Origin of the sequence: Methanomethylovorans hollandica DSM 15978 (genome assembly GCF_000328665.1) — an archaeon.
GTDB lineage: Archaea > Halobacteriota > Methanosarcinia > Methanosarcinales > Methanosarcinaceae > Methanomethylovorans > Methanomethylovorans hollandica.
The window spans coordinates 443,825-466,866 of sequence record NC_019977.1 but is presented as its reverse complement, the minus strand read 5'-3'; the positions used below and the strand labels follow the sequence as shown (position 1 = coordinate 466,866).

27 protein-coding genes are annotated in these 23,042 nt (G+C 43.1%); 11 read left to right on the top strand and 16 right to left on the bottom strand.

The features are described from left to right. Positions 1-10 precede the first annotated feature (10 nt). From METHO_RS02325 to METHO_RS02310, 4 genes are read right to left on the bottom strand one after another with little or no spacing between them, the layout of a single operon-like run. Positions 11-706: an ATPase domain-containing protein gene (locus METHO_RS02325; protein WP_015323912.1), complete on the bottom strand. Its 696-nt coding sequence runs from the start codon at positions 704-706 to the stop codon at positions 11-13. Positions 707-715: 9 nt separating this feature from the next. After that, positions 716-1,249 (bottom strand): flagellar protein G, encoded by a 534-nt coding sequence (locus METHO_RS02320; protein ID WP_015323911.1) that lies wholly within the window; start codon positions 1,247-1,249, stop codon positions 716-718. A 53-nt stretch (positions 1,250-1,302) separates the two neighbouring features. Then, complete coding sequence (locus tag METHO_RS02315; RefSeq protein ID WP_172635179.1) at positions 1,303-1,752, bottom strand: hypothetical protein; 450 nt, start codon at positions 1,750-1,752, stop codon at positions 1,303-1,305. Beyond that, entirely contained in the window at positions 1,724-3,016 is a 1,293-nt protein-coding gene (locus METHO_RS02310) for a FlaD/FlaE family flagellar protein (protein WP_015323909.1), read from the bottom strand. The genes METHO_RS02315 and METHO_RS02310 overlap by 29 nt, the downstream gene beginning before the upstream one ends. Before the next feature lie 184 nt (positions 3,017-3,200). On the opposite strand from METHO_RS02310, the gene METHO_RS02305 reads away from it, so the two are divergent. After that, on the top strand, positions 3,201-4,217 hold the full coding sequence (locus METHO_RS02305) for a methyltransferase domain-containing protein (RefSeq protein ID WP_052309362.1): 1,017 nt from the start codon (positions 3,201-3,203) through the stop codon (positions 4,215-4,217). 88 nt (positions 4,218-4,305) lie between these two features. On the opposite strand, the gene METHO_RS02300 is transcribed toward METHO_RS02305, so the two are convergent. Together METHO_RS02300 and alaS are read right to left on the bottom strand one after the other, a co-directional pair. Further along, entirely contained in the window at positions 4,306-5,364 is a 1,059-nt protein-coding gene (locus METHO_RS02300; protein WP_015323907.1) for a response regulator transcription factor, read from the bottom strand. A 490-nt stretch (positions 5,365-5,854) separates the two neighbouring features. Beyond that, a complete protein-coding gene (alaS, locus tag METHO_RS02295; RefSeq protein ID WP_015323906.1) occupies positions 5,855-8,629 on the bottom strand; it encodes an alanine--tRNA ligase in 2,775 nt (924 codons plus the stop codon). 265 nt (positions 8,630-8,894) lie between these two features. Between alaS and METHO_RS02290 the strand changes: the two genes are divergently transcribed. From METHO_RS02290 to surE, 3 genes are all read left to right on the top strand, one after another. Then, entirely contained in the window at positions 8,895-9,152 is a 258-nt protein-coding gene (locus METHO_RS02290; RefSeq protein WP_048831197.1) for a hypothetical protein, read from the top strand. A 104-nt stretch (positions 9,153-9,256) separates the two neighbouring features. Beyond that, positions 9,257-9,673 carry a hypothetical protein gene (locus METHO_RS02285; RefSeq protein ID WP_156811003.1) on the top strand — a complete coding sequence of 139 codons (417 nt, stop codon included), beginning with the start codon at positions 9,257-9,259 and terminating at the stop codon, positions 9,671-9,673. 90 nt (positions 9,674-9,763) lie between these two features. Further along, positions 9,764-10,549, top strand: a complete 786-nt coding sequence (gene surE, locus METHO_RS02280) for a 5'/3'-nucleotidase SurE (protein WP_015323903.1) — start codon at positions 9,764-9,766, stop codon at positions 10,547-10,549. Between the two features lie 6 nt (positions 10,550-10,555). Here the strand turns inward: surE and METHO_RS13855 are convergent, their stop codons facing one another. Continuing rightward, complete coding sequence (locus METHO_RS13855) at positions 10,556-10,705, bottom strand: hypothetical protein (RefSeq protein WP_015323902.1); 150 nt, start codon at positions 10,703-10,705, stop codon at positions 10,556-10,558. A gap of 13 nt (positions 10,706-10,718) precedes the next feature. Further along, positions 10,719-11,633, bottom strand: coding sequence for a GTP 3',8-cyclase MoaA (moaA, locus tag METHO_RS02275; protein WP_015323901.1), 915 nt, complete (start codon positions 11,631-11,633; stop codon positions 10,719-10,721). Positions 11,634-11,716: 83 nt separating this feature from the next. Here moaA and METHO_RS02270 point away from each other — a divergent pair, with 83 nt between their 5' ends. The 3 genes from METHO_RS02270 to pspAB all read left to right on the top strand — a co-directional run bounded on the left by METHO_RS02270 (position 11,717) and on the right by pspAB (position 14,538). After that, positions 11,717-13,030 (top strand): cobyrinate a,c-diamide synthase, encoded by a 1,314-nt coding sequence (locus METHO_RS02270; protein WP_015323900.1) that lies wholly within the window; start codon positions 11,717-11,719, stop codon positions 13,028-13,030. A 63-nt stretch (positions 13,031-13,093) separates the two neighbouring features. Further along, entirely contained in the window at positions 13,094-13,975 is an 882-nt protein-coding gene (htpX, locus tag METHO_RS02265) for a zinc metalloprotease HtpX (protein WP_015323899.1), read from the top strand. After that, positions 13,975-14,538 (top strand): PspA-associated protein PspAB, encoded by a 564-nt coding sequence (pspAB, locus tag METHO_RS02260; RefSeq protein ID WP_015323898.1) that lies wholly within the window; start codon positions 13,975-13,977, stop codon positions 14,536-14,538. Before htpX ends, pspAB begins: the two co-directional genes overlap by 1 nt. A 16-nt stretch (positions 14,539-14,554) precedes the next feature. On the opposite strand, the gene pspAA is transcribed toward pspAB, so the two are convergent. The 6 genes from pspAA to METHO_RS02230 all read right to left on the bottom strand — a co-directional run bounded on the left by pspAA (position 14,555) and on the right by METHO_RS02230 (position 18,236). Beyond that, entirely contained in the window at positions 14,555-14,833 is a 279-nt protein-coding gene (pspAA, locus tag METHO_RS02255) for a PspA-associated protein PspAA (RefSeq protein ID WP_015323897.1), read from the bottom strand. Further along, entirely contained in the window at positions 14,830-15,528 is a 699-nt protein-coding gene (locus tag METHO_RS02250) for a PspA/IM30 family protein (RefSeq protein ID WP_015323896.1), read from the bottom strand. Before METHO_RS02250 ends, pspAA begins: the two co-directional genes overlap by 4 nt. 96 nt (positions 15,529-15,624) lie before the next feature. After that, positions 15,625-16,683 (bottom strand): DNA primase regulatory subunit PriL, encoded by a 1,059-nt coding sequence (gene priL / locus METHO_RS02245; RefSeq protein WP_015323895.1) that lies wholly within the window; start codon positions 16,681-16,683, stop codon positions 15,625-15,627. 3 nt (positions 16,684-16,686) lie between these two features. After that, positions 16,687-17,424 carry a proliferating cell nuclear antigen (pcna) gene (pcn, locus tag METHO_RS02240; RefSeq protein WP_015323894.1) on the bottom strand — a complete coding sequence of 246 codons (738 nt, stop codon included), beginning with the start codon at positions 17,422-17,424 and terminating at the stop codon, positions 16,687-16,689. Between the two features lie 103 nt (positions 17,425-17,527). Continuing rightward, on the bottom strand, positions 17,528-17,842 hold the full coding sequence (locus tag METHO_RS02235) for a transcription factor S (protein ID WP_015323893.1): 315 nt from the start codon (positions 17,840-17,842) through the stop codon (positions 17,528-17,530). After that, entirely contained in the window at positions 17,820-18,236 is a 417-nt protein-coding gene (locus METHO_RS02230; protein WP_015323892.1) for an NUDIX domain-containing protein, read from the bottom strand. The genes METHO_RS02235 and METHO_RS02230 overlap by 23 nt, the downstream gene beginning before the upstream one ends. 61 nt (positions 18,237-18,297) lie before the next feature. On the opposite strand from METHO_RS02230, the gene artA reads away from it, so the two are divergent. The 4 genes from artA to METHO_RS02210 are packed head-to-tail and all read left to right on the top strand — an operon-like array spanning position 18,298 to position 20,772. Then, positions 18,298-19,116 (top strand): archaeosortase A, encoded by an 819-nt coding sequence (gene artA, locus METHO_RS02225; protein WP_015323891.1) that lies wholly within the window; start codon positions 18,298-18,300, stop codon positions 19,114-19,116. Next, a complete protein-coding gene (locus METHO_RS02220; protein ID WP_015323890.1) occupies positions 19,117-19,734 on the top strand; it encodes a phosphatidylserine decarboxylase in 618 nt (205 codons plus the stop codon). Then, positions 19,731-20,429: an archaetidylserine synthase gene (locus METHO_RS02215; RefSeq protein WP_015323889.1), complete on the top strand. Its 699-nt coding sequence runs from the start codon at positions 19,731-19,733 to the stop codon at positions 20,427-20,429. The genes METHO_RS02220 and METHO_RS02215 overlap by 4 nt, the downstream gene beginning before the upstream one ends. Further along, positions 20,404-20,772: a dihydroneopterin aldolase family protein gene (locus METHO_RS02210; RefSeq protein ID WP_015323888.1), complete on the top strand. Its 369-nt coding sequence runs from the start codon at positions 20,404-20,406 to the stop codon at positions 20,770-20,772. The genes METHO_RS02215 and METHO_RS02210 overlap by 26 nt, the downstream gene beginning before the upstream one ends. 15 nt (positions 20,773-20,787) lie before the next feature. Here METHO_RS02210 and hisC read toward each other — a convergent pair whose 3' ends face one another. After that, a complete protein-coding gene (gene hisC, locus METHO_RS02205; protein ID WP_015323887.1) occupies positions 20,788-21,870 on the bottom strand; it encodes a histidinol-phosphate transaminase in 1,083 nt (360 codons plus the stop codon). Beyond that, complete coding sequence (locus METHO_RS02200) at positions 21,857-23,014, bottom strand: acetylornithine transaminase (protein ID WP_015323886.1); 1,158 nt, start codon at positions 23,012-23,014, stop codon at positions 21,857-21,859. Before METHO_RS02200 ends, hisC begins: the two co-directional genes overlap by 14 nt. Positions 23,015-23,042 lie beyond the last annotated feature (28 nt).

Here is a 23,042-nt window from a genome sequence, read left to right as displayed (position 1 = left end):
ACCTCCTATATCATGAAACAGAAGCTATCTCCACTACCAGACCAACTTTGGGTTCGATCCTGAAACCTATGATCTGTCCTACAGGCCCCTTAGCACCAGTGAACTTATTGACAACTACAGTTCTCTTGACCTCATTGGCCATGGGTCTGGACTTCAGCGTGATATATATATCACAACTTGACCTGAACATGGAAGTTATTTCTTCACTGAGCTGGCTGGGTTCTATTGTCAGAATGATCACTTTGCCTATGCCATTCAGTTTCTTGAAAAAGGAAATAAGGTCCAGGCTTTTTTCAATATTTGCGCTGTATTTGATAAGAGATGATATTGTGTCTATTATGATCACATCTTTATCGAAGAGTTCTTCTGCGCTCATCAGTCTTTCAACAAAGTCCAGCCTGGATTTCGCAGCCTGAACAAGAGGAATGACGGGTATGTAGAGCAGGGTCCCGTTCAGAAGATAAGGAGCAATAGGATAATCAAGAGAATACATCTGGTTTATGAATCCTTTGGTAGTAAGCTGTGTAGAGACCAGAGTTACACTGGTCTTGTTCTCTATAAACCCATATGTCAGACGCTGGGTAATGGTACTTTTTCCCCCTCCGCTACCACCTTCTATCACGACAAATGAACCCGATGGAAAACCTCCCCCCAGCTTGTCATTGAACTCGTCTCTTGTAATACTGAATGAATAAACATCTGCCAAATGTACACCTCACGTTCTTGTTTTAAAGCTCATGTAGCCACTCTTTCCATTTTCAGCAGCTATCATAACACGATGATCTCCGGGACCAAGAGACAATGACATTGTTACATTGACAACCAGCACATTCCCTGGACGCCATAAGACGTCCCCGTCTATTATGCTGACCTGCATATCCGCAGGCTCTATGAGCATTCCATCCACCAGGACGGTAATAAACTCTGTATTAAGCTCTGAACTTCCTGTGTTCTTTGCATAAAAGGTATAACGTTTTCCGAAACTGTCGTAAGGTACTATTTCCGGGTCATTTATTATCGTAATATCTGTGCGAATCTGATCGGATAGGACCTTACTTTCTGAATGTGTAGCTCCCGTAAGCGACTGGATGTTGACGGAAAGCACAGCAACAACTCCCATGGCTATGACAACAGCTGCTATGAAGAATATCATATGAGTAATAGCAGTTTCACCTGTAACGTCTGCAAATAACTTGCTAAATTGCCCTGTAGTGAGTACTTTTCTGTCAACTTTGGGAAGATCGACCATACTGAAAAATAATATATAATTATTAGTATATATTAATTCCTAAAACAAGGTGCTCAAATGTTATAAGAATAATAATCACATATCCCATTCTCAGTCACCACTTTTAATCTGTGGCCGCCAAAACCTGATAGATCGTAGATGTTCAAGACCACTGAAGTTTCTGGGGTCCATATGACTGTGGCACTTGAAGTTGAATGATACATATAAACACCATCTACCAGTATATCTATCTCATCCGATCTCAAAGTTTCACTGCCTGTATTGAGAACCTCCAGAGACAGCTGGTAAGTTGAATTGTGGATTATAGCACTTGAATCAACAATTTGTATATCTGTCTGTAGTTTCTTATTGACAAGTGAGTAGTGCTCGTCAGTAGAAACCGAAAGCAACTCATTGGAAGAACTGATAGTTGTATATGACATGGCGGCTATGACCATGACAGACACAAAAAAGATGGCCACTACTGCCGATATCTCAAAGCCCATAAAGTTCCTCCAGTCCATGCTTGACCTTTGACATCTCCCTATCAATGCTACTCAGCATGTTCTTGTCTATCTTGCGGCCACATAGCCTCTCAATGAACAGCAGGGATTTCGTATGGTCCTCTGGGAGAAGGCGCCAGGTAGGTTTCTCAACGTAATAGTCGATCCCCCTTGCATAGGCCATGATCTCGGACCGTACATTATCACTGATCCAGCCAATATCAACATAGTAATCAAGGGCGTCCATCAGGTTATTTCGCCCCACCCTTTCCATCAGGAATTCTATCCAGTTGAGGAGCACAACAACGCTTGTAGGATCTTGGCGTATGACATCAAGTCTTACAAGAGAATTCATCTCTTTGAATTTCTCCTGACCGGTTATGTCTGAATTTTCTGGAAGAGTATGCTCTGAACATGTAGGGGTAGATGCCTGATTTTTTAGCGTTTTAGCCCCATTTTTTTCTATATCTTCAACTCTGAGGGAGATCTTGCTGATAGTTTCTGAGAGTTCAAGGATGCTAGTATCTACGATAATATTTTTGTCACTTAGTTCCTCGGTTCGTGCAGAAAGGTTATTGATGCTCTCATGCATCATAGCCATTGCATCAGCAAAAGCATCGAACTTTGTTTCCATATCCTGTAGCTTTTCACCAACTGAGTCTGTAGACCCTGAAGAACTTATGCGCTGTGAGAAAGAATCGAGGTCATTCTTTAGCATCACAAGCATATTGCCTACTTCATTGATCCTTTTTTCAGTCTTGTCGAATCTTTCTAATGTTGCCCTGCTGCCAGTATCATCACCTACAAAAGGGTTCACCTGATTTGAAACGATCTCATATAAAGATAGCAATTCAAGGATGTTTTTATCCATCTTTGCCACTGTTTTACCTACTTCTTCATTTTCCTTCTGCAGCATTGAAAGGCTAACTTCTGATTTTGCTATTTTGCCTTCTATCTCTTTTATTTTCTTGTTATTAGCCTCCAGTGCTGCAGCATCAACTGATGGTTTCTCTGCCGGAGACTGCATTCCCAGAGGGAAAATACCTGATGGATTTACCTGGCCAGACTTAGGAGGAAAGGAGAGACCTGCAGGCATACCAGGAGGAGATGGGACACCCGGAGAAAAAGACATTCCAGCTGAAATATCAGGTGCCAGTCCAAAACCTGGGGGGGCACTGGAAAAAGGATCAGAGTTACCACTAAAAGGAGAATTGATCGATCTATTTTTTCCTCCTTTTTTCAGAAGAGAACGTATGTTCTTGATCTTGTCACCAAGCCCTGACATCTTAGACCTTTAGTATTTGCGTGGATCCCATAGTACAACATTCACACTACTCTGGTGGAAAGATGTATACTTTTAATATTATATAATTATATTCCAAGTAAATTGTATTTCAGTGCTTTTCATTTTCATTGATTTTCAGACGGATCGGTTTAAATGTATTGATGCATTTAGTGATTTGATCCTGGTGACAAGAAGAAAGAATTTTGAAAAGCAGTTATATTCTGATGACGATGGTTTGCGTTTTGCAACACCATGGCCAGTAGCCGCATATAGAGCAAAAAGGCTCAAGTGTTCCAGCCTTGCGGATATTAGTTGTGGCATAGGAGGGCAAACAGTATATTTTGCAAGAGAATGCGAAAGAGTCTACGCCATTGAAATTGATCCTGCTAAACTTGAGCTTGCCAGAAAGAACTGCAAGCTTTTTGGACTGAACAATGTAGAATTCATTTGTGGGGATGCGCTCTCAGATGATGTAATAGAACAGATACCCGCAGTGGATATTGTATTCTCCGACCCCGCAAGAGCCGCGGCAGAGAAGGAGCGTGACATAGATAATCTGACTCCTCACATACCTGATGTACTGGCAGCATATTCAGGAAATACAAGAAACTTTGCTTTTGAGGCACCTCCGCAGTTACCCCCAGAAAGAATATCCTTTGACTGTGAACTCGAATACCTGTCCCTGGACGGAGAACTTAATCGATTGAATCTGTATTTCGGAGATCTCAAAACTTGTACCATATCTGCACTTGGCTTGCCGGGACCTACAAAAATGTGCAGGAAAACAGAACCTCCTGAAGAGACAGAGATGATCAATGTAAGCAAACCTGGAAATTACCTGTATGAACCAGACCCAGCTGTGATAAAAGCGAAATTACTTCCTGAACTTATAAAAGAGTTGAAGGATAAAGCCGAAATATTCCGAATAGATAACAAACGGTTGATGCTGACCTCAAATACTGTCATGGACCATCCCCTGATAAAGAATACCTATAGAATAGTGTTCAATACAGAGTTCGTCCCTGAAGCTATAAATAGGGAACTTAAAAAGCGAGGATATGGTAAAGTATTACTCAGGACCGAAGTAGATCCAGCTATGTATTGGGACATTCGTAACAGGCTGGAAAAGAACCTTAATGGGGAAAAGAAAATAAATCTCTTTGCAAGAGAAAGCATAGCGTACATCTGCGAGAAGATCTGACATATCTTACTTATTGGCTTGAGGTAAAGGACACGTGTTCTTGCCAGAAACCATACCTTTGGATCAGTGCTTGTCATCCAGCCCTTGGTCACTCTTCTTCGATCCATCCAAAACGGCGCATAACCATCCGAATTCTGGCATTGACCTCACGCTTATCAAAAGGTTTGGCAATGTAATCATCGATGCCTAATTCCATGCCGCGCACCTTGTCCTCTATGGCGGTCTTTGCAGAGATCATTATCACCGGGATATTAGCAGACGTTGCGCTCTGCTTTAAGTGTTCAACAACTTCATATCCGTCCATATCCGGCATCATTATATCAAGGAGGATCAGATCAGGACGCTCCCTCAATGTAGCTTCGATGGCTTGCTGCCCATTATATGCCACTACAAAATCATAGGGCTGATTAGAAAGTGACAGTCGCAGAAGATCAGATATGTCTGGTTCATCGTCCACAATAAGGATCTTCAGACGACCTCTCTTTAACTTTTTCTGAATATATTCAAAAGATAATTTTCCATCTTCAACCTGGAACCGTGCATCTAGAGTTTTCATTCCAATCTCGGTATGGATCTCGCCTATGTTCGTAAGCTCCACGATTATCTCAAAGAAAGACTTAATAAGAGCTTCTGATTCAACTTTGAGAGTATCCTTGCCTAATATCGCAGTAATAGAACCGTTCTTTTCAGAAACCTTTGTGCTGATGAAATTGATAAAACTTTCCACGACCTGCATGTTATCAGTGCCTAACACTGTCATGCTATCGATCACTAGAAGAGAGCCTGGGAACTTATCAAAGAGTTGTGATACATGCGAGGCTATCTTGGTATGGTCAGAGGGTGAAGAGAAATACAGGATATCATCATGTGGTTCTGTCCCCGCAGGAAGCAGGTCAATGAACATGATACGTGCAGGATCTATTTCGTATTTGTATTCCTGGAACATTCTTAGCACTTTATTTGAGGGAGTTTTCAGGCAAAGCCAGACAACTTTTTGTTGAGGATCACTTTGTAACAGATCAGACACGTAAAAATAAACAATACGTCCTACAGGAACATCTACAGGAGCCAGAAACAGAACAGTTTTTGATCTGAGACCTGCCCTTAAATCATGAACTATGTCGTATGTTTCGCCTGCATTCATCATATTGACCTTATACAATAAATTAATAATTATTTGTTTTGTTATCATATTAAACTTTGGTACTCTGCCCAGCCATATAATATAAAAATAAAATTAAAATTATCATTGAAAAGATAAACTATAAATATAATACAAAGTATGCTTTCCAGTGAATGCTGGGATGTCGGGCAAAACAACATTAGATATATGATCAGCGATGCAGTGCGTATCCTGACCCCATAAGTAGTGAATAATATTCTCCCTTCCAAAGAAAAAAGTGTTTAAATAAGGATTTGAGGAGCTAAGTGAACTACCCCGCCCTGGTTTAATGAAAGAGGAAATAATAGGAAGAAATTTGAACACTCTCTTTTCCCCATATAATGCGAGAAGAACAAAGGAAGTACTTTTTTATTCACTTTAAATGGGTTTCCAGAAGAACATTGTAATAGTACTATAGCTACGAGTTACTGTAAAAATAGGTGATAGGAGAACTCTACCACCTTGTCACTCAATGTTAAACATTAAGAGAAGCTTTGACCATGGAGATACCTTTTTCCATGGCCTCTGCAGCTTTTGAGGAATCAACACCGCCACCACGAGCCATGTCCGGCCTCCCTCCGCCACCGCCTCCTACTATCCGAGACATTTCACGTACGACCTTTCCTGCATCTGCACCCGTTGCAATCGCTTTTTTACCTGCAGCAGCAACTATCTTCACGCCCTCAAGATCACTGATAAGGAGAGCTATAACGTCATCTTCCTGAGTTAGCTCACCGGCAATCTTGACCAGTTCATCGGTATCGGCATGATCCACATTCTGTGCAATTAGCCTCACACCTCCCAGATCGAGGGCCTGAATAAGCATCCTTGCCACACGCAACTGGGCCATATCCTCTTTTAGCCTTATATTCTCTTTCTTGAACTCTTTCCATTCATTGAAAAAGCGGTCGATGGTTACAGGAAGCTGTTCCGGAAGTACTCGTAATGCCTCAGAGGCAGTGGTCAGATAGTAGTCTGCTTCCTGTATGGCCCTGACAGCTGCCATGCCGGCAGCATACTCGATACGCTCCACACCATCCTGGATGCGTTCTGTCTTCAGGATCTTAATGGGCCCTACAAGACCGGTGCTACTACAATGGGTTCCGGCACATGCTTCTATGTCATCTGCTACTTTCAGCACACGGATCATATTCCCTTTGGGAACACCTCCCTGATAAAGGCCAAAACCATATTTCTGTTCAGCCTGATTTCGTTCCATCCATTCGGCAGTAACTCTCTGGTTATCCATTACTGTCTGATTGGCCAAAAGCTCGATCTGATTAAGCTGCTCCTTTGTGATACGCTTGTAATGAGTGATATCAAGGCGAGCCCTGGTTTCCGTCTTCTGAGCACCTGCCTGCCATATGTGCTCACCAAGTACCTTCCTGGCCGCATCATTGACAATATGAGTAGCCGTGTGATGGGATGCATGTGCCATGCGACGTTCTTTATTCACTCTGCCCGTTACAATATCGCCCTTGCGTAAATGCAGTTCTTTGTCCATAGCATCTATCCGATGCACTACCACACCTTTTACCACCTGCACATCCACTACATCAAGCAGCACATCTTCAATGGCAAAGGTGCCATGGTCTGCAGGCTGCCCACCGCCCTCCGGGTAGAAAAGAGTGCTGTCACAAACAATGTAATTATCGAATAGATCAAGCACTACAGCCTCGAAATCCATCCTGTTAGGCTCATCATAGAATAATTTCCGGGTAGGGGGCAGACGGGATATACGGTCTGCATAAGGGAATACCTTTTCTTCTTTTTCCTCTGCTTTGCTATGCCTTTCTGCTACCAGGGAATAGAAATTATCCGGGAGATCGACTTGTACCCCTTCCTCAGCAGCAGCATCTTTCGAGATTTCAGGTGGGATGCCATGGGTATCATACATCTCGATGATCTTCTCAAGAGGCATCTTTTCCCCTGCCTGCTTGTAATGCTTGGCAGATTTACTGATCATCCTCCTGCCGCGTTCCAGTGTTTCCTGGAACTTTATCTCTTCATGATGGAGAATATCTTCAATCACTTCGAACCTTTCTGCGAATTCCGGGTACTCCGGCAGGTTCTTGATATGCATTTGTACGATCTCACTGAGAGGGATCGAAATATTGAGATCCTTCATCATACGGAGTGTTCTTCTGAGCACCAGCCTCGCCAGATATCCTGCCTTTACATTGGAAGGGATTATGCCATCTCCAAGCATAAAAGTAAGGCATCTGCTGTGGTCAGTGATAGCATATACCGATTCCACGGGTTCTATTATTGATGAAAGCTTTTCAGCTGTAGTCCCTATACTGGAAGCCACTTGCCTTCGCAGTTCCATCAGGTTTGCCTTTTCGCTCACATCCATGAGCCCTGCAAGCCTGGCGTTCTGAGAAAGAATATTCGCATATTCGGGGTCCTCCAGCTCATGTTCTATACCAGCAAGATCCATAAGCTCTTTAACTATATTGGGGAATATCGCATCGTAAATAGTGGGAGAACCTTTAGAAGCCCATACAAAGCGCTCGAGACCATAACCCGTGTCTACAATATAATTATCCATCTTGTGGTACATCTCACCTTTTATTTCGATGGGACCGTCTTTTACCTGTTCCAAGTTCATGAACACAAGGGTGGCAACTTCCAGGCCTCCAACCAGAGTTTCAACACATGGCCCAGCATTTCCTCCTCCTGCCCATGGTTCTTCCTTGTATGTGACCGCCATGGGATCCACTCCCAGAGAATTTAACAGTTCATCACAAAGTCCCACTGTCCTGTCTTTCCAATAGATCTCAGCATTCGGCTTGTTGAATGCATGATGAGCCATCATCTCGAAGGTTGTAAGATGGCGGCCGCTCCTGCCTACAGCATCCAGATCAGACAACCTGATGCATGGCTGAGATATAGTAAGAGGATTATGTGGGGGAGCAACCTCACCGGATGTGACAAATGGCTGGAAATCAGCAATGGATGCTATGGTAAGATATATGTCATCTCTCCAGCGAGCCACTACAGGATATCTGGCCATCCTGGCATGACCCCTTTCCTCGAAGAATTTGAGGTAATATTCCCTCATTTCTGCGAGATCGAAACTCTTTTTGAACACAGGATTGCCTATGAAAGAATAGGGATCACAGGGTGCATCACCACATGTAGCCCTTTCAAGGTCCCGGGTCCAGAAGAACTTGTCACACTTTGGACACTGTTTCCTGACAAAACCGTTATCCTTGAAAAAATCAAGCTGATATTCATCTTCAAGCATAATAATACCATCGATAATTGAAACACGTTTTTACCTTATCACCTATCTTTCAAGGCTTAAAAACGTTTCTTATGGACATCCATATGCAGGAATGAAAAATTGTATGTGAAACAAGTTGGATCATTGCAAAAATAGTGACCATAAGAGTGTTTTTGAACATAAAAGAGAGAATCATGGACATAAAATGTAAAATAAGGCCATTATACTTAAATGCGTGAACACGTTTATCTCAGTGTAGTGATGGCCGATGGAAGCGAAGAGATACATGTCACTGGTTTTTAGAGGAATAGTTGAAGAATATGACAATGCCGGCGTAAGACCCTCCGTATTTATGGATGGTGACGGAAGTTTACATATCTACCTGTGTGACTGCATAATTCCGGATGAAGAAGAGAATTATGGTTCTGAAGTGGACTTTTCCTATCAGGTCAATGGAGGACAGTTCGTTGAAACAGTATGCACACCAAAAAGCATAGAGCCTATGAGAACCAAGAACTTAATGGAAGAAGACTGGCCTGAATAAATTTTACTTTTAAATGATTTCAAAATTGGTTGCATGAATAAGTTGCATTGATTAATGGTACTTACATGCCACTGAAAGTGACTTTTGATCTCCGATGTGAAAAAATGGATTACAGAAAATTTAGTCGTGTCCTGAAAAACGCCAAACAGGTTTATCGAGAGGACTACGTAAAAAAGCTGTTCAAATCTGCACATTATGACATTGGACTTTTTGAAGAACAACTTTGCGATTTTAATAGCAGCCTGACATACGGGGAGAACAGGAAAGCAAAAGAATACATGGACAGGACCATTATCGCCCAAGTACTTGATGATGCCTCGCTGCTGCTGGAGGTAATAAGTAATAATCCTAAGATCCCTGCTGAACAAAACCAGGAAATTGAAGCCATCATCGACAGGCTGGAAGAAATGCGCGATGAGATAGAAGTCCTTGAAGAAGTAAAGATGATGGCCCAGATACAGGATAAGGAAGAGAACCAGGAACATGAAAGGGGCCATAGAAAAATGTATGCAAATGTGTGAAAACACACCTGACCACTTCCCCACACATCCAACTTTTTTGAAGAGGTTCCATGGATTAGTTTTAAGGCAAGGTATGACAAAGATGAACCTATGCCAAAGATATTACTTACAAATGATGATGGCGTCTACTCAGCAGGTATCCGGGCAGCTTACCAGAGTGTGCAGGATATAGGAGAAGTAATAGTCTGTGCTCCGTCCATGCAGCAGAGTGGCGTGGGAAGGTCAATATCTATATTTGAACCTTTAAGGATAAACCAGGCAAAAATCAATGATATGAACGTGTATGCTGTCGGCGGTACCCCGACAGATTCAGTAATACTTGGAATATTCGCTGTGATGAAAGAGATGCCTGATCTTATCTTATCAGGGTTCAATATCGGAGAGAACATCAGCACTGATACTATCACAACATCTGGAACCATAGGAGCTGCCCTGGAAGGGGCTAGTTACGGGATTCCCGCCATTGCTGCTTCGATACAGGCAAAGGAAGAAAAGGATAAGTTCGATGATAACTGGGAATATGACCACGATTTTGAAGTCGCGATAAAGATCGTGAACCGAATAGCAAAAAATGTGATCAAATTTGGACTACCCGAGCATGTGGATCTGTTAAATGTAAATATACCCCATCGGGTAGAAGAAGATACTGAAATAGAGATTACACGACTTGCCAGAAAGGTATTCAGAACAGCTGTGGAAGAAAGGCATGATCCAAGAGGCAAGCCCTATTATTGGATAGCAGGAGATCTGATAATGGAAGAGGAAAAAGGTACCGATGTACATGCCGTTTCACAGAAAGGACATGTTTCTGTAACTCCCATATCCCTGGATTCCACTTCACCCATTGACTTTTCAGAAATAGAACATCTGCTGTAAGCAGAGTTATCTTTTTATTTTCAGTAATATCTCCTCATAATCTTCGTCCACACCTTTCAATGTGCCTACTGCACCGGTCACGGCACCTGCAAGGATCTTCTGTACAAAGCTATTAATCTCTATATCCTTTCCATCAACTGTTAATTTCACTTCCATGCTCAGATCTCCTTTATTTCCTGTAAAATGGAACCCTTCTGCTTACAGCAAGCCTGAAAAGATCGGACATTTCTTCCACAGAAGCATGAGAAACATCTACAAGACCATCATTTACAAGCAGGCAAGCACGAAGCTTGCCATCTGCCGTTACACGCAGCCTGTTGCAATTGGCACAGAACTCGGTATTATCTACAGGTTTGACGAATTCAACTTCAGCACCATCGATGATATATTTTTTCCTGTGATGTAACTCTCTGACCTGGACACAACCCGCCTTAAGCTCAAGTTCCTTTTCTACTTCATCAACATCTGCATGATAAGAAGCGACATCTCCGAAATCCATAAGCTGGATAAGCTGCAGTATCACACCCCCGTGGAACTGCCTTGCAAAGGAAAGCATGCCCTCGACTTCAGATTCATTGACATCTTTAAGCAGGACCATGTTCAGTTTTACCGGGGTGAGGCCGGCATCAACTGCAGCATGAATGCCTTCTATAACCTTCCCGAAGGTACCATCCTTACATTTGGTTATATGCTTATATTTCCCTTCATCCAGCGAATCAAGGCTTATATTCACTCTGTTAAGGCCCGCATCCTTTAGAGAGCGTGCACGTTCCCGAAGCAGCACACCATTGGTCGTCAGGGACACATCCTTAAGAGGAGGCAATGCAAGGAGTATATCTTCCAGATCTTTACGCAACAGTGGCTCTCCACCCGATATCTTGAGCCGGCTGATCCCAAAATCCGCAGCAACGTGTACTATACTGGAAATAGTCTCCACTGACATCTCTCCTGTATTACCTTTACTACCTTCGTTATGGCAATAGATACAATTCAGATTGCATCGGTCAGTAACAGACATCCTCAGGCTCTTTATGGTACGGCCATAAGCATCCGTGAGGAAATCCATTTTGTGTGGAGCGTTCATAAATGCAGAGATCCTTTTTAAAAGCCTTTGAGCGGTTTAAACGGACATAATGATATATATACGTTACACACACAGTAAAACTCATGACAAAAGCGGTACTGATAGCGGGAACTAACAGCGGTGTCGGAAAAACTACAGCCTCTATGGGCCTGATGGCTGCACTGGTCAAAAGAGGCATGCAGGTCCAGCCCTATAAGGTCGGTCCGGACTACATCGACCCTTCGTACCATACAGCTATCTGTAAAAGAGCATCCCGTAACCTGGATACGTTCATGATGGAAGTGGAAGGTGTGAAAAAAGAAGTTGCCCGTACTTCCGGCGGTTCAGATATATCGGTGATCGAAGGTGTGATGGGGCTTTTTGACGGCATGGATTCCACCGAGGTTGCCAGTTCTGCACATGTAGCTAAATCCCTTGATGTGCCCGTGATCCTCGTAGTCAATGTCCATGGAATGTCACGTAGTGCCGCAGCTATTGTCAAAGGTTATTCTGAGTTTGATCCGGGCGTGGAAGTCGCAGGCGTGATCCTCAACAAGGTAGGAAGTCCAAGACATGCAAAAATGATCCGGGATTGTATTCCTGACATACCCATTGTGGGAGCACTGCCACGTAACAAGGATATAAGCGTACCTTCAAGGCACCTGGGATTGCACATGGCCTTTGAATGTGAGTTTGATACCAGTGAACTTGCAGGGTTCATAGAAGAGAATGTTGATCTGGATACCATTATAGGGCTGGCCAGGGAACCTAATGCGGATGTCTACGAGGAAAAAGAAATGCCTGAGGCAGATCTGAAAATAGGAGTGGCAATGGATAAGGCATTCTGCTTCTATTATGCTGACATGTTCGATGAATTCAGGCGAAAAGGTGCAGAAGTTGTATTCTTCAGCCCCATGGCAGGAGAATTACCGGATGTGGACGGCATGTATTTTGGAGGAGGTTATCCTGAACTGTATCCGTGCGAACTTGAAGCTTCTGCAACTACAAAAGCCTTAAAGGACCTTTCAGCAGATGGTATGCCCATATACGGGGAATGCGGAGGATTGCAGTATCTTTCCACCTCATATGAGATAGATGATGTCACATACAGAATGGCAGATCTTTTCCCGGCACGTACAGTGCTAACCAAGAAGCTTCAGGCATTGGGATATACAGAAGGTTATGCACACGGACCGTTCATAAAAGGACCAGTGCGCGGACATGAGTTCCATTATTCCACCACGTTTTGCGACAATGATGCCCGGCTTACATTTGAGATGAAACGCGGCAAAGGGATTAAAGACGGATGGGATGGCATTGTGGAGCACAATTCTCTGGCATGTTACCAGCATGCTCATCCGGTTAGCTTTCCCGTAAAGGCATTTGTGAACATGTGCAGGGAATATAAGCACAGTTGATATATGCAGATGACAACAAGATCCAAGAGATGAATTACACATGATTTTAAAGAGGTATACTCCATGAAAAGGTGGAAGCATGATATAGGATTGGAGAGCAGGATGCTGCTTACCATGTTCTTGCTGGGAGCTGTATATCTGGCATTCCTAGTATTCCTGGCTGCGAGTGGTGCAGACTCCATGTTCATACTCGTGTTTGCAGGATTAATGATGTTCGTACAATACTACTATTCTGATAAGATGGTGTTGTGGACATCTGGGGCAAAAATTGTATCTGCTCAGGAGGAACCTGAACTGCACGAGATCATTACACGGCTGTGTGCTATCGCAGATATCCCGGTGCCGAGAATAGCTATCATGAATACTATGATGCCTAACGCTTTTGCTACCGGCAGGAACAAAAAGAAAGCAATTGTTGCTGTGACTACAGGACTTATGCGAAGCCTTGACCGCGAAGAGCTTGAAGCTGTACTGGGACATGAACTGACCCACATAAAGAACCGGGATATGACAGTGCTGACCATAGCCAGCTTCCTTTCCACCGTTGCTTTCTTCATTGTAAGACACGCCCTGTACTTTGGTGGAGGCGGCAATAGGCGGGAAGGAAATGGAGGACTTGTATTAGTGTGGATAGCGTCATTGATCGTATGGGCCATAAGCTTCCTCCTAATACGTGCTCTTTCGAGATACAGAGAATTCTCTGCTGACAGAGGTGCTGCAATTATAACCGGGAAGCCATCAAAACTCGCATCCGCTCTTATGAAGATAAGCGGTACGATGCAGAGAGTGCCATCTGAGGACTTAAGAAAAGTTGAAGGCATGAACGCCTTTTTCATTATCCCTGCAATATCCGGCTCTTCCATCATGCAGCTTCTATCCACACATCCTTCTACGGAAAAGCGTTTAGCAGCACTTGAGAAATTAGAAAGGGAGCTTGAGTTCTGATGGGATTGCTTGACACGATACTTGGCAGGAGCAAACTCCCAAAAGCAAAGACCGAGAGATTGTTTGCCATTTCGACAGCAAGCATCACTCTGGAAACAAATCTGGGAGTAAAACCATCCGAGGTGGCAGGGATATGTTTCAAGCCAATAGAATCTTCCCGCTATGAGACTGCGCGCACAGAGATAGAAGAACTTCTACGATACAGTTGCAAGGAAACCGGAACTCTATACAGACTCAAAAAGGATGAATACAATTTTTTATGGGCCATCCTGGAAGACCCGGATTTTGAGGACATTGTTACTAACATACATCTTGTAAGCCAGACGATGATAGAGCACGGTTTCAGTGAACAGTTGCTGTGTGCGATATACAAGTTCCAGGGAAACAATACAGTATACTGGATATACAATTTCAAGCAGGATAGTTTTTATCCGTTCGTACCGAAAGGAAATAAAGAAAGAGACAGTTCCACGGAGTTCAGGCTCAAATCCCTGATGGAAAGGGAACTGCCCATAGAAAAGAATGTAGAGAAATGGTATCCCTTGTGGGGAATACCTTTCTGATATTTGCTTTTAAAATTCAGTCCTCAAAGATGCCATCATCTGTGAACACGTCCTTCGCTTCCTCCAGGGTAAGATCCCCGGGAGGAACTATGACATCTGATTCCACCAGCTCTTCAGCCGCCAAGACATGCCCATTCTCTTTTATCTTTGATATAAGGACTGCAAGATCATTCTTGTAAGCTTTTTCATCACCTGTTGCCACATGACCAACTATGCGGTTATCTATTGCATTCAACTCATCAAAAAGACTGCTTGACACCTTGTATTGTCCTTCCCCCATAATCCTTATTATCATTTACCTGCCTCCTTTTTGAGTTTTGCAAGTTCTGCATCTACAGAGCTCTGGGAACTTAACTTTGACAGCTCCCTCTCAACCTCATCCCTGCTGCCAGTCAGATCTTCGAGTGTGCCTTGTTCAATAAGTTCATCAAGAGCTGCAGAGCGTGCTTTCATCTGTTCGGTCTTGTCCTCGGCCCTCTCCATAGCAAGTCCCACATCAGCCATTTCCTCACTGATACCGGAAAATGATTCATTAATCTTGACCTGAGCTTCTGCAGAAGAATACTGTGCTTTGATAGTCTCCTTTTTTGTTCTGAATATCTCCACTTTGGTAGACAAGCGCTTTTCTGCAGCTACGAGCTTTTGCTGCTCCTGATCCAGATCTGTGATCTGCTGATCAAGCCCCTCAACCTGTGCTACGAGTGCTGTCTTGCGCTCAAGGGCAAGCCTTGCCAGATCTTCCCTGTCGGCCTTTATAGCATCCTTTGCCTGCTGGTCCAGCTTATCTATACTTTGCTGAAGTTTGGCTTTCTGTAATTCCAGACGTTTCTTAGAAGTGGTAACTTCAGCCACTCCTCTTTTTACGTTCTGGAGCAATTCTAACTGTTTTTCATAAGAGTAGTCAAGAGTTTCCCGGGGATCCTCCATCTTATCTGCTATTTTGTTCATTTTGGCTTTGATAACTGTGCTCATACGATTGAATAAGCCCATATTCTCCCTCCTGCGGTTTAATGTGTATACATTAACCTTACTTTATGATAAGATTTTAATCATATAAAGGTTAGTAAATGATCTCACTGTAATTTCCTATTCCTGATATTTTTCTGAGAATGGAATTTGCTGTGAACTTTCGTTCTTATTTTTGAACCATGTCTTGCGCCTGTAATAGTTAAGGGGATGTTTTATTCTGCTGCATAGCTCATCTGCACCGTAGCAATTACCATAAGTACGCATTGTAGAGCAGGATGGGGGTTTATATTCTGTACCCGATGAACCTGAGATGTGTTCGATCTGATACCTCGTCTTATCCATATCAAAATCAGGAGACACATTGAACATGGCAATGATATCATCAACAGACATACCCACATTACGGAGGAAAGAAGTAAGGGCGAAACGCATGGAATGTGCCAGGTTGACACCAGCTCTGACATTGGATATAGCGTGTACCATGCAGGGAGGGAACATATTGCTTTCCACAGCGCCGAAATCCCCTGAACCAAAGGTTTCCTTCATCTGCTGCAGTTCAGTCTGAATTGGATCAATATAAGGAGTAGACATCCGACAGATATCTTCAGGTATGTCCAGTGGCAAAGAACCCTGTATCCTACCCCTTATAGCCTCCTGCAGCAACCTTGCAAGCTCCTCTTTTGAAATATAAACATGACCTTTGCGTAACTTGCGGTTCACAAGTTTCCATTCCAGTGCTTTCATGGAACTGGCAAGCCTGATATAATCAGTGAAATGGATATCGAACTCGTGATTAGATATCACGATATCCACTTGAAAATCAGATGCAATGGAACATATAAATTCAGATGATTCCAAACGTAGCAGATCGTAACATGAAACGGCTTCAGCAAGCGCATACCTGCGTATAAGGAAATTATCATCGATACATGAAACCAGTATCCTTGCAAAGGGGTATGAAAGCAGTTCTATAAGAATTTTACTTTCATCAGAACCTAAAAGTTGTGGTTTACGGATCTCACCCTGCAACGCCTGAATTACCCTTTCGACACCTCTGGAGCGGGCAGAATCCATAGCCCTGGAAACGAGCAGCCTCTCAAGGCTGAAACCCAGCTCTGAGACGTATGCTGAAGCTTCGGTAATGAATGGGTAAAGAGCTAGATCCTTTTCTTCCATAGATCAATCTGACTCTATCCTTGGAGCAAGCAGATAACTGATCTTCCCAGCACCTTCGGCAACAGTGAAACTTATCCTGATAGGATAATCCCTTCCAAGCTCAAGGGTGACCTCATTTGATTTAGAAGCCGGCTTAACAATATCAGATAGATAATCCAGAGAGAAAAGAGAGCGTGCCTCCCCTGATTTCAGATCTATCAACTGTTCCCTGGGCATTTCAAGGCGTACTTTGTCAGTATCACCTTCTGCTTCCATATAGAAGATATCTTCATCCACACCAAGGGACATGTGATCACTTATCTTCTCAGCTGCTTTAACAGCTTTCTGCAGTTCCTTGCCATTAAGAACCACTTCAGCGGGCAACTCAAGCTGTGGAATGCGAGGCTCTGCACGGATGGTGGAAGGATCCAGTAAAGAAAGAGTGTAGGAAAAACCACCGATATGTATAGACATTCTCTGGGAAAGCTCATCAAGTTCCAGAGTAGCCTTTTCATTCTTTTCTGCTACACCTAATATATCATTGATCTTGGTGAGATCCATGCCGATCTCACAATCATCAGCGGCAAAATCATCAAAAGCACTTGCTGTGAGCTCAAAGCTCACCATGGCCACGTTTGCCGGATCCACAGCTCTTACAGAGAGCCCCTCTGTGGATATCCTGAATCGCGCCTCATCCACTAGTACGGAAAGCGTTTCTATGGAACTTTTTAAAATATCCGCGTCAATCGTTGCCTTGAACATATTAATTCTCCATCCGGTGTCTGAATAACCACTTCATTATATCCTTTAAGTAATAAAAGTTTCCTATATAAAAAAATGTAAATACGCGACTGAAAGAAAATTCTTAGTCGTACTCTCTCCATGTGGCACTGCATTTAGTACATTTGAAGAAGCGTGTTTCGGACTCATCCGCTGATCTGAGCTGTCTGAGCCACCAATATGCAACATTATGTCCGCATTCCGGACATCTGGTGGATGTAGTGGGAAGACCCTGATCGAAATTCCCTTCAAGAACAGTGACTACACGGTCCTTACGCTCTGATTTTGATACGAGGTCATCAGAGACCCCTTCAGCCCCTTTAACATGGCCGCATTTCTTGCATACAAAAGAACCCTGAACCGGGAACATCATAGACTTACATTTGGGACAAAACTCCATTTATATCAACTCTTACCTGATCTATTATATGATTGTGATCGAAAGCCAGCTTTGGTATGCCATCTATTGTAAAAAGCGCGACTTCTGCCGCATCAGAACCTGCTTTTGGGTTACCTCTTCCCTTTGCGAGATAACATATAGACACTGTATGCCCCCTAGGATCACGCGAAGGTTCTGAATATACTCCAATCAACTTAACTATTTCTATAGACAAACCCGTCTCTTCCAGCGATTCGCGCATTACTGCCTCTTCAGTAGTTTCTCCCAATTCTACAAATCCTCCAGGTAGCGCGAACATACCCTTAAAAGGGTTGTTTTTACGCCTGACAAATACGATCATTGAATCATGAACAATAATTGCATCAACTGTTAAAAGAGGAGTTATTGGTTTCATAGGACAACAAGTTTATTATGGCTGACTGGTATATAAGTTCATACAATTATAGGTGCTATTAATGCTTATCGTACTATGGATATCCATCTTATTAATGCTGCTCAGTGCCATCCTCCCTGGAAAAAACGGTTCTAAAAGAATAATAGGAGCTGTCGGATGGGGTGTATTCTCTGTTCACTGGTTACAGCAACCCTTGCATTATATTGCTATAAACGACTACGTGAATGTAGCGCTTACTATAGCAATGAGTGTTTTTTGCATGCTCATAGCACACACAATGTATGTCCAACATACAAATAGATACACAGCTAGGGAAAGTAATGTCGATATCACATATATGGCCACCAATGCGATTGCTATTGGATCTGTGTTCTATTTTCCTTTTGCGGAGATACCGGCCCTCAAAGAATGGCTTATAGGTACAGTAACAAATAATATAATTTGGACCATGAACATGTTAGGAATGTCGGCCTATAGAACGGGTAACCTGATAACATATAATGGACATACCGTAGAGATCATCCTGGGATGTACAGCCATTGAAAGCATTGCTCTTTTTATGGGCTTGATAGCTTCTGTGAATGCACCAATGAAGAAACTGTTAGCAGCATTTATGGTATCTGTTCCTGTCATCTATATACTTAATATATTAAGAGATGTATTTGTAGTGGTTGCGTATGGTGAGATGTGGTTTGGCCCTAATAGCTTTGAGATTGCGCACCATATGATAGCTAAGGCTGGTTCAGGAGTAGCCCTGTTCGTGATAGCCTATATGGTCATGCGCATACTACCCGAGATACTTGAACTCATTGACGGTCTTTGGAACATGATCACTGAACACATTAACACCATAAGGAAGAAAGTTTTGGGAAATAATTAAATGCTTGCCAAAGGTTCATTTCCATGGATACTAACTATTTTAGGGATCACTTCTTGCTTTGCATTAGCAGCCTATTTCACAGAATATCCATATGCAAAAGCAGGATTCACAACAGGACTTTTGGTACTGATATTTCTGTTTATATTTTTTCGCGACCCTGAACGCTATTCTGTAGAGGGGGAAGAATGTATGATTTCACCAGCAGATGGCAGAATAGTGGATATAAGAGGTAGGAAGCTTTGTATATTTATGAACTTCCAGAATGTTCATGTTAACAGAGCGCCTTTACAAGGAAAGGTCACTTTCATGGAATATAAAAAAGGTGGGTATATACCTGCTTTCTGCAAAGATTCTCACCGGAATGAAAGACAACATATATTCATAGACACAGAACACGGAGAAATAGAAGTTGTCCAGATAGCAGGCACCATTACCAGAAGAATAGTGCCTTACATAAAGGAAGGTGACTTTATGGAAAAAGGACAACGTATAGGAATGATCCGTTTCGGTTCCAGGGTAGACGTAACAGTTCCGGATAACTTTGTGATCGAATGCAATAAAGGTGACAAGGTATATGCCGGCAGGACATCCATAGCCAGATTAAAACAGAAGGAGTGAGGCGTATCTTTAATACTCTTAGATTTCCTGATGTGGTCACACTGCTCAATGCACTGTGTGGTTTTGGAGCGATCATTGCAACACAAAATGGAATGTTGCATCTGTCATGTATACTGATCCTTATGGCTGCGATCGCAGATGGACTTGACGGAAGCCTGGCAAGACATATGGGAGGAAGTGAGATAGGAGGAACACTTGATTCACTTGCAGACGTAATATCCTTTGGTGTGGCCCCTGCGAGTATAATCTTCTCATATATGAGCGGATACTTTATGCTCATAGCAGTTTGCTTTTATCTGATCTGTGGCATTCTGCGGCTTGCAAGGTTTAACATATCTAAACCTGACAGTGCTTTTTTCAAAGGCTTGCCTATCACAGCAGGCGGAATAACAGTTGCCTCAATCATATTGGTAGGTCAGGGATATCTCCAGTCAATTGCTATGGCAGCGGGATGCATAATACTGGGGACTTTGATGGTAAGCAGTATACCCTACATAAAGATCAGAAGCAAAAAGAGAACTCTGCCACTAACCCTTATATTTGCCATATCTATAGTATCATATTTCCTTGACCCAGCACTTACAAGTATAGCCACAATTCCTTTAATGCTGGCTATGATACTTTACATAATCTCTCCAGTTATTATAAAGAACATGGGAAAAGACATTCATGAGCACAATAAAAAGCATAACTGAAAGGGATAATGCACTATTTGAAGCGGGAATAAAGCTCGGAGCATTATACCATCAATTCACAGGTTCCCCCGTGAACCTTAAAACAGTGGAGAGTCTGGAAAAAGCAATAGCTCAAAGTATATCTGTTCAACCCTTTGTAGAGAACATAACCGTTATGATCGACAGGGAAATGATACGTACCAGACTGAACAGCGAGTTCGGATACTGCGAACTTGAAGGACGTATGTTGGATGTTCTCCTGAACATGAAGTATGGAAATGCAATGGTAAAAGCTTCTCTCCGATTCAACAGGGAACTTGACTATCCACTTATGAGAATAGAAGAAATATCAGATATCGCATGACCGGGTGTGGATATTCTATGCGGATCTGAATGCTTCTACTACGCGCATGTTTTGTTCCTGTGTACCTACAGTGACCCTTATAAGGGAGCTGCCAGCGCCCCTGAAAGAACGGCAATCCCTTACGATTATACCTTTTTTAAGGAGAGCTTCACATACCTCACTTGCACTGAGGGGAGAAACATCTACAAGTACGAAATTAGCCATGGAACCATATACCTTAAATGGTATTTGCTCCTGCAAGTATTTGCGCCCCTCTCTGACCATTGCAATGCTCTTTTCAATATGTTGTTTATCAGAAATGGCAGCTATACCGGCTTTCAATGCCAGAAGGCTTACATTAAAAGGTGTCGCTACTTTAAGATATTCTGTCTTAAGCCAGGAAGGCATTATACCATAACCTAAACGTAAGCCAGCGAGTCCAAATATTTTAGAGAATGTCCTGCCCACAACCAGGTTATCATATTCCATTGCAAGGTTTGCGACACTATGTTCGGCAAATTCCACGTAAGCTTCATCTACAAACACAAGACCATGGAAAGATTCCAGCAACATCCGTATATCTGATTCTGAGATCACATCACCGGACGGATTATTGGGAGAACAGAGAAAAATAACTTTGGTCCTGAAAGATACTGCTTTTTTGATAGCGTCAATGTCAACAGTCATATCTTGATTTCTCTGCACATAGACGACGGAAGCTCCGTTTGCACGGGCAGCTATCTCGTAGTAGGAGAAAGTTGGTATTGGAATAATAACCTCGTCACCTTCGCGGATCATAAGCCTCATCAGGTTATCCAGAAGGCCATCCATCCCCGGGCCTGCAGCACAAATATTGGAAGCCGGAATATCCAAATAAGTGCTAAGGGCGTCTACTAGTTCACCTGCATCCGCTGAAGGATATAGATGCACCTTAGAAGCATTTTCCAAAATAGCATCAACTGCTTTTTGAGAAGGACCTAGGGGATTCTCGTTCGAACCCAATTTTATGATGGAAGTTGGATCAAGACCATATTTTTTTGCTGTGTCCTCTATGGATCTGCCTGGCACGTATTCAGGAATTGTACGAATGTTCTCGTCGATGAGTTCAAGCCTGCTCAATTACCTCTACCACCCTGTCGATCTGGCCTTTGTCAATAACAAGAGGTGGAGCAAGACGCAGGACTGTTTCAGAAGTACTGTTAAGCAGCACGCCATGCTTCCTTGCATGATCTACAATCTCAGTGCAGTTGCGCTCCAGTTCCAGACCGATCATAAGACCTCGGCCACGAACCTCTTTGAAACCAGGAATATCTGCTTGCCTGAGCTTATCCATAAAATACTTGCCAAGCTCAGTGGTACGCTTAAGCAAACCATCTTCCTTAATGGCTGCAATAGAGCCAAGAGCAGCAGCACATGCAAGAGGATTCCCACCGAAGGTGGAGGCATGCTGACCCTTACTGAAAGTTATGCCTTTTTTTGCAACAATGCCCCCCATAGGGAAACCGCCACCCATGGCTTTTGCCATGCACATTATATCTGGCTGGATACCGAAATGGTCCTTGCAGAACCATTTACCCGTCCTGCCAAAGCCTGTCTGCACTTCATCAAAGATGAGTAATATTCCATGATCATCACATATACGACGTACTTCCTGAAGATAACCTTCGGAAGGCACGTTGATGCCCCCTTCTCCCTGAATTGGCTCAATGATGATAGCGGCAGTATTTTCTGTGATAGCTTCTGCCATGGCAGAAGCATTATCGTATGGTACAAAGATCTCCTCCTGCACCAGGGGTTTGAATGGAGCCCTGTACATTTCCTTATAAGTTACTGAAAGAGAACCCATGGTACGCCCGTGGAAAGACCTTTCGGCAGCTATGAAGTCCGTTTTTCCTGTAGTAACACGAGCCAGTTTCATTGCAGCTTCCACAGCTTCAGCACCGGAATTACAGAAGAAGGCACGTTCCATACCTGTTAATTTCACCAGTTCCTCGGCAAGATTGGCCTGAACTTCCGTATAATAAAGATTTGAAACATGGATGAGCTTCTCTGCCTGGGACCTTATGGCGTCCACTACCCTTGGATGACAGTGCCCTACATTATTGACTGCAATGCCTGCAACGCAGTCTATGTACTCCACACCATTTACATCACGGACAACTGCGCCTTGTCCACTGGCAAGTACTATCGGCTGGCGCCCATATGTCTGCATGACATGTGCTGCATCCTTCTGTGTGATGCTTTCGTAATTTATGGAAGACATGGAACACACCTCTTTTATCACAAGGCAG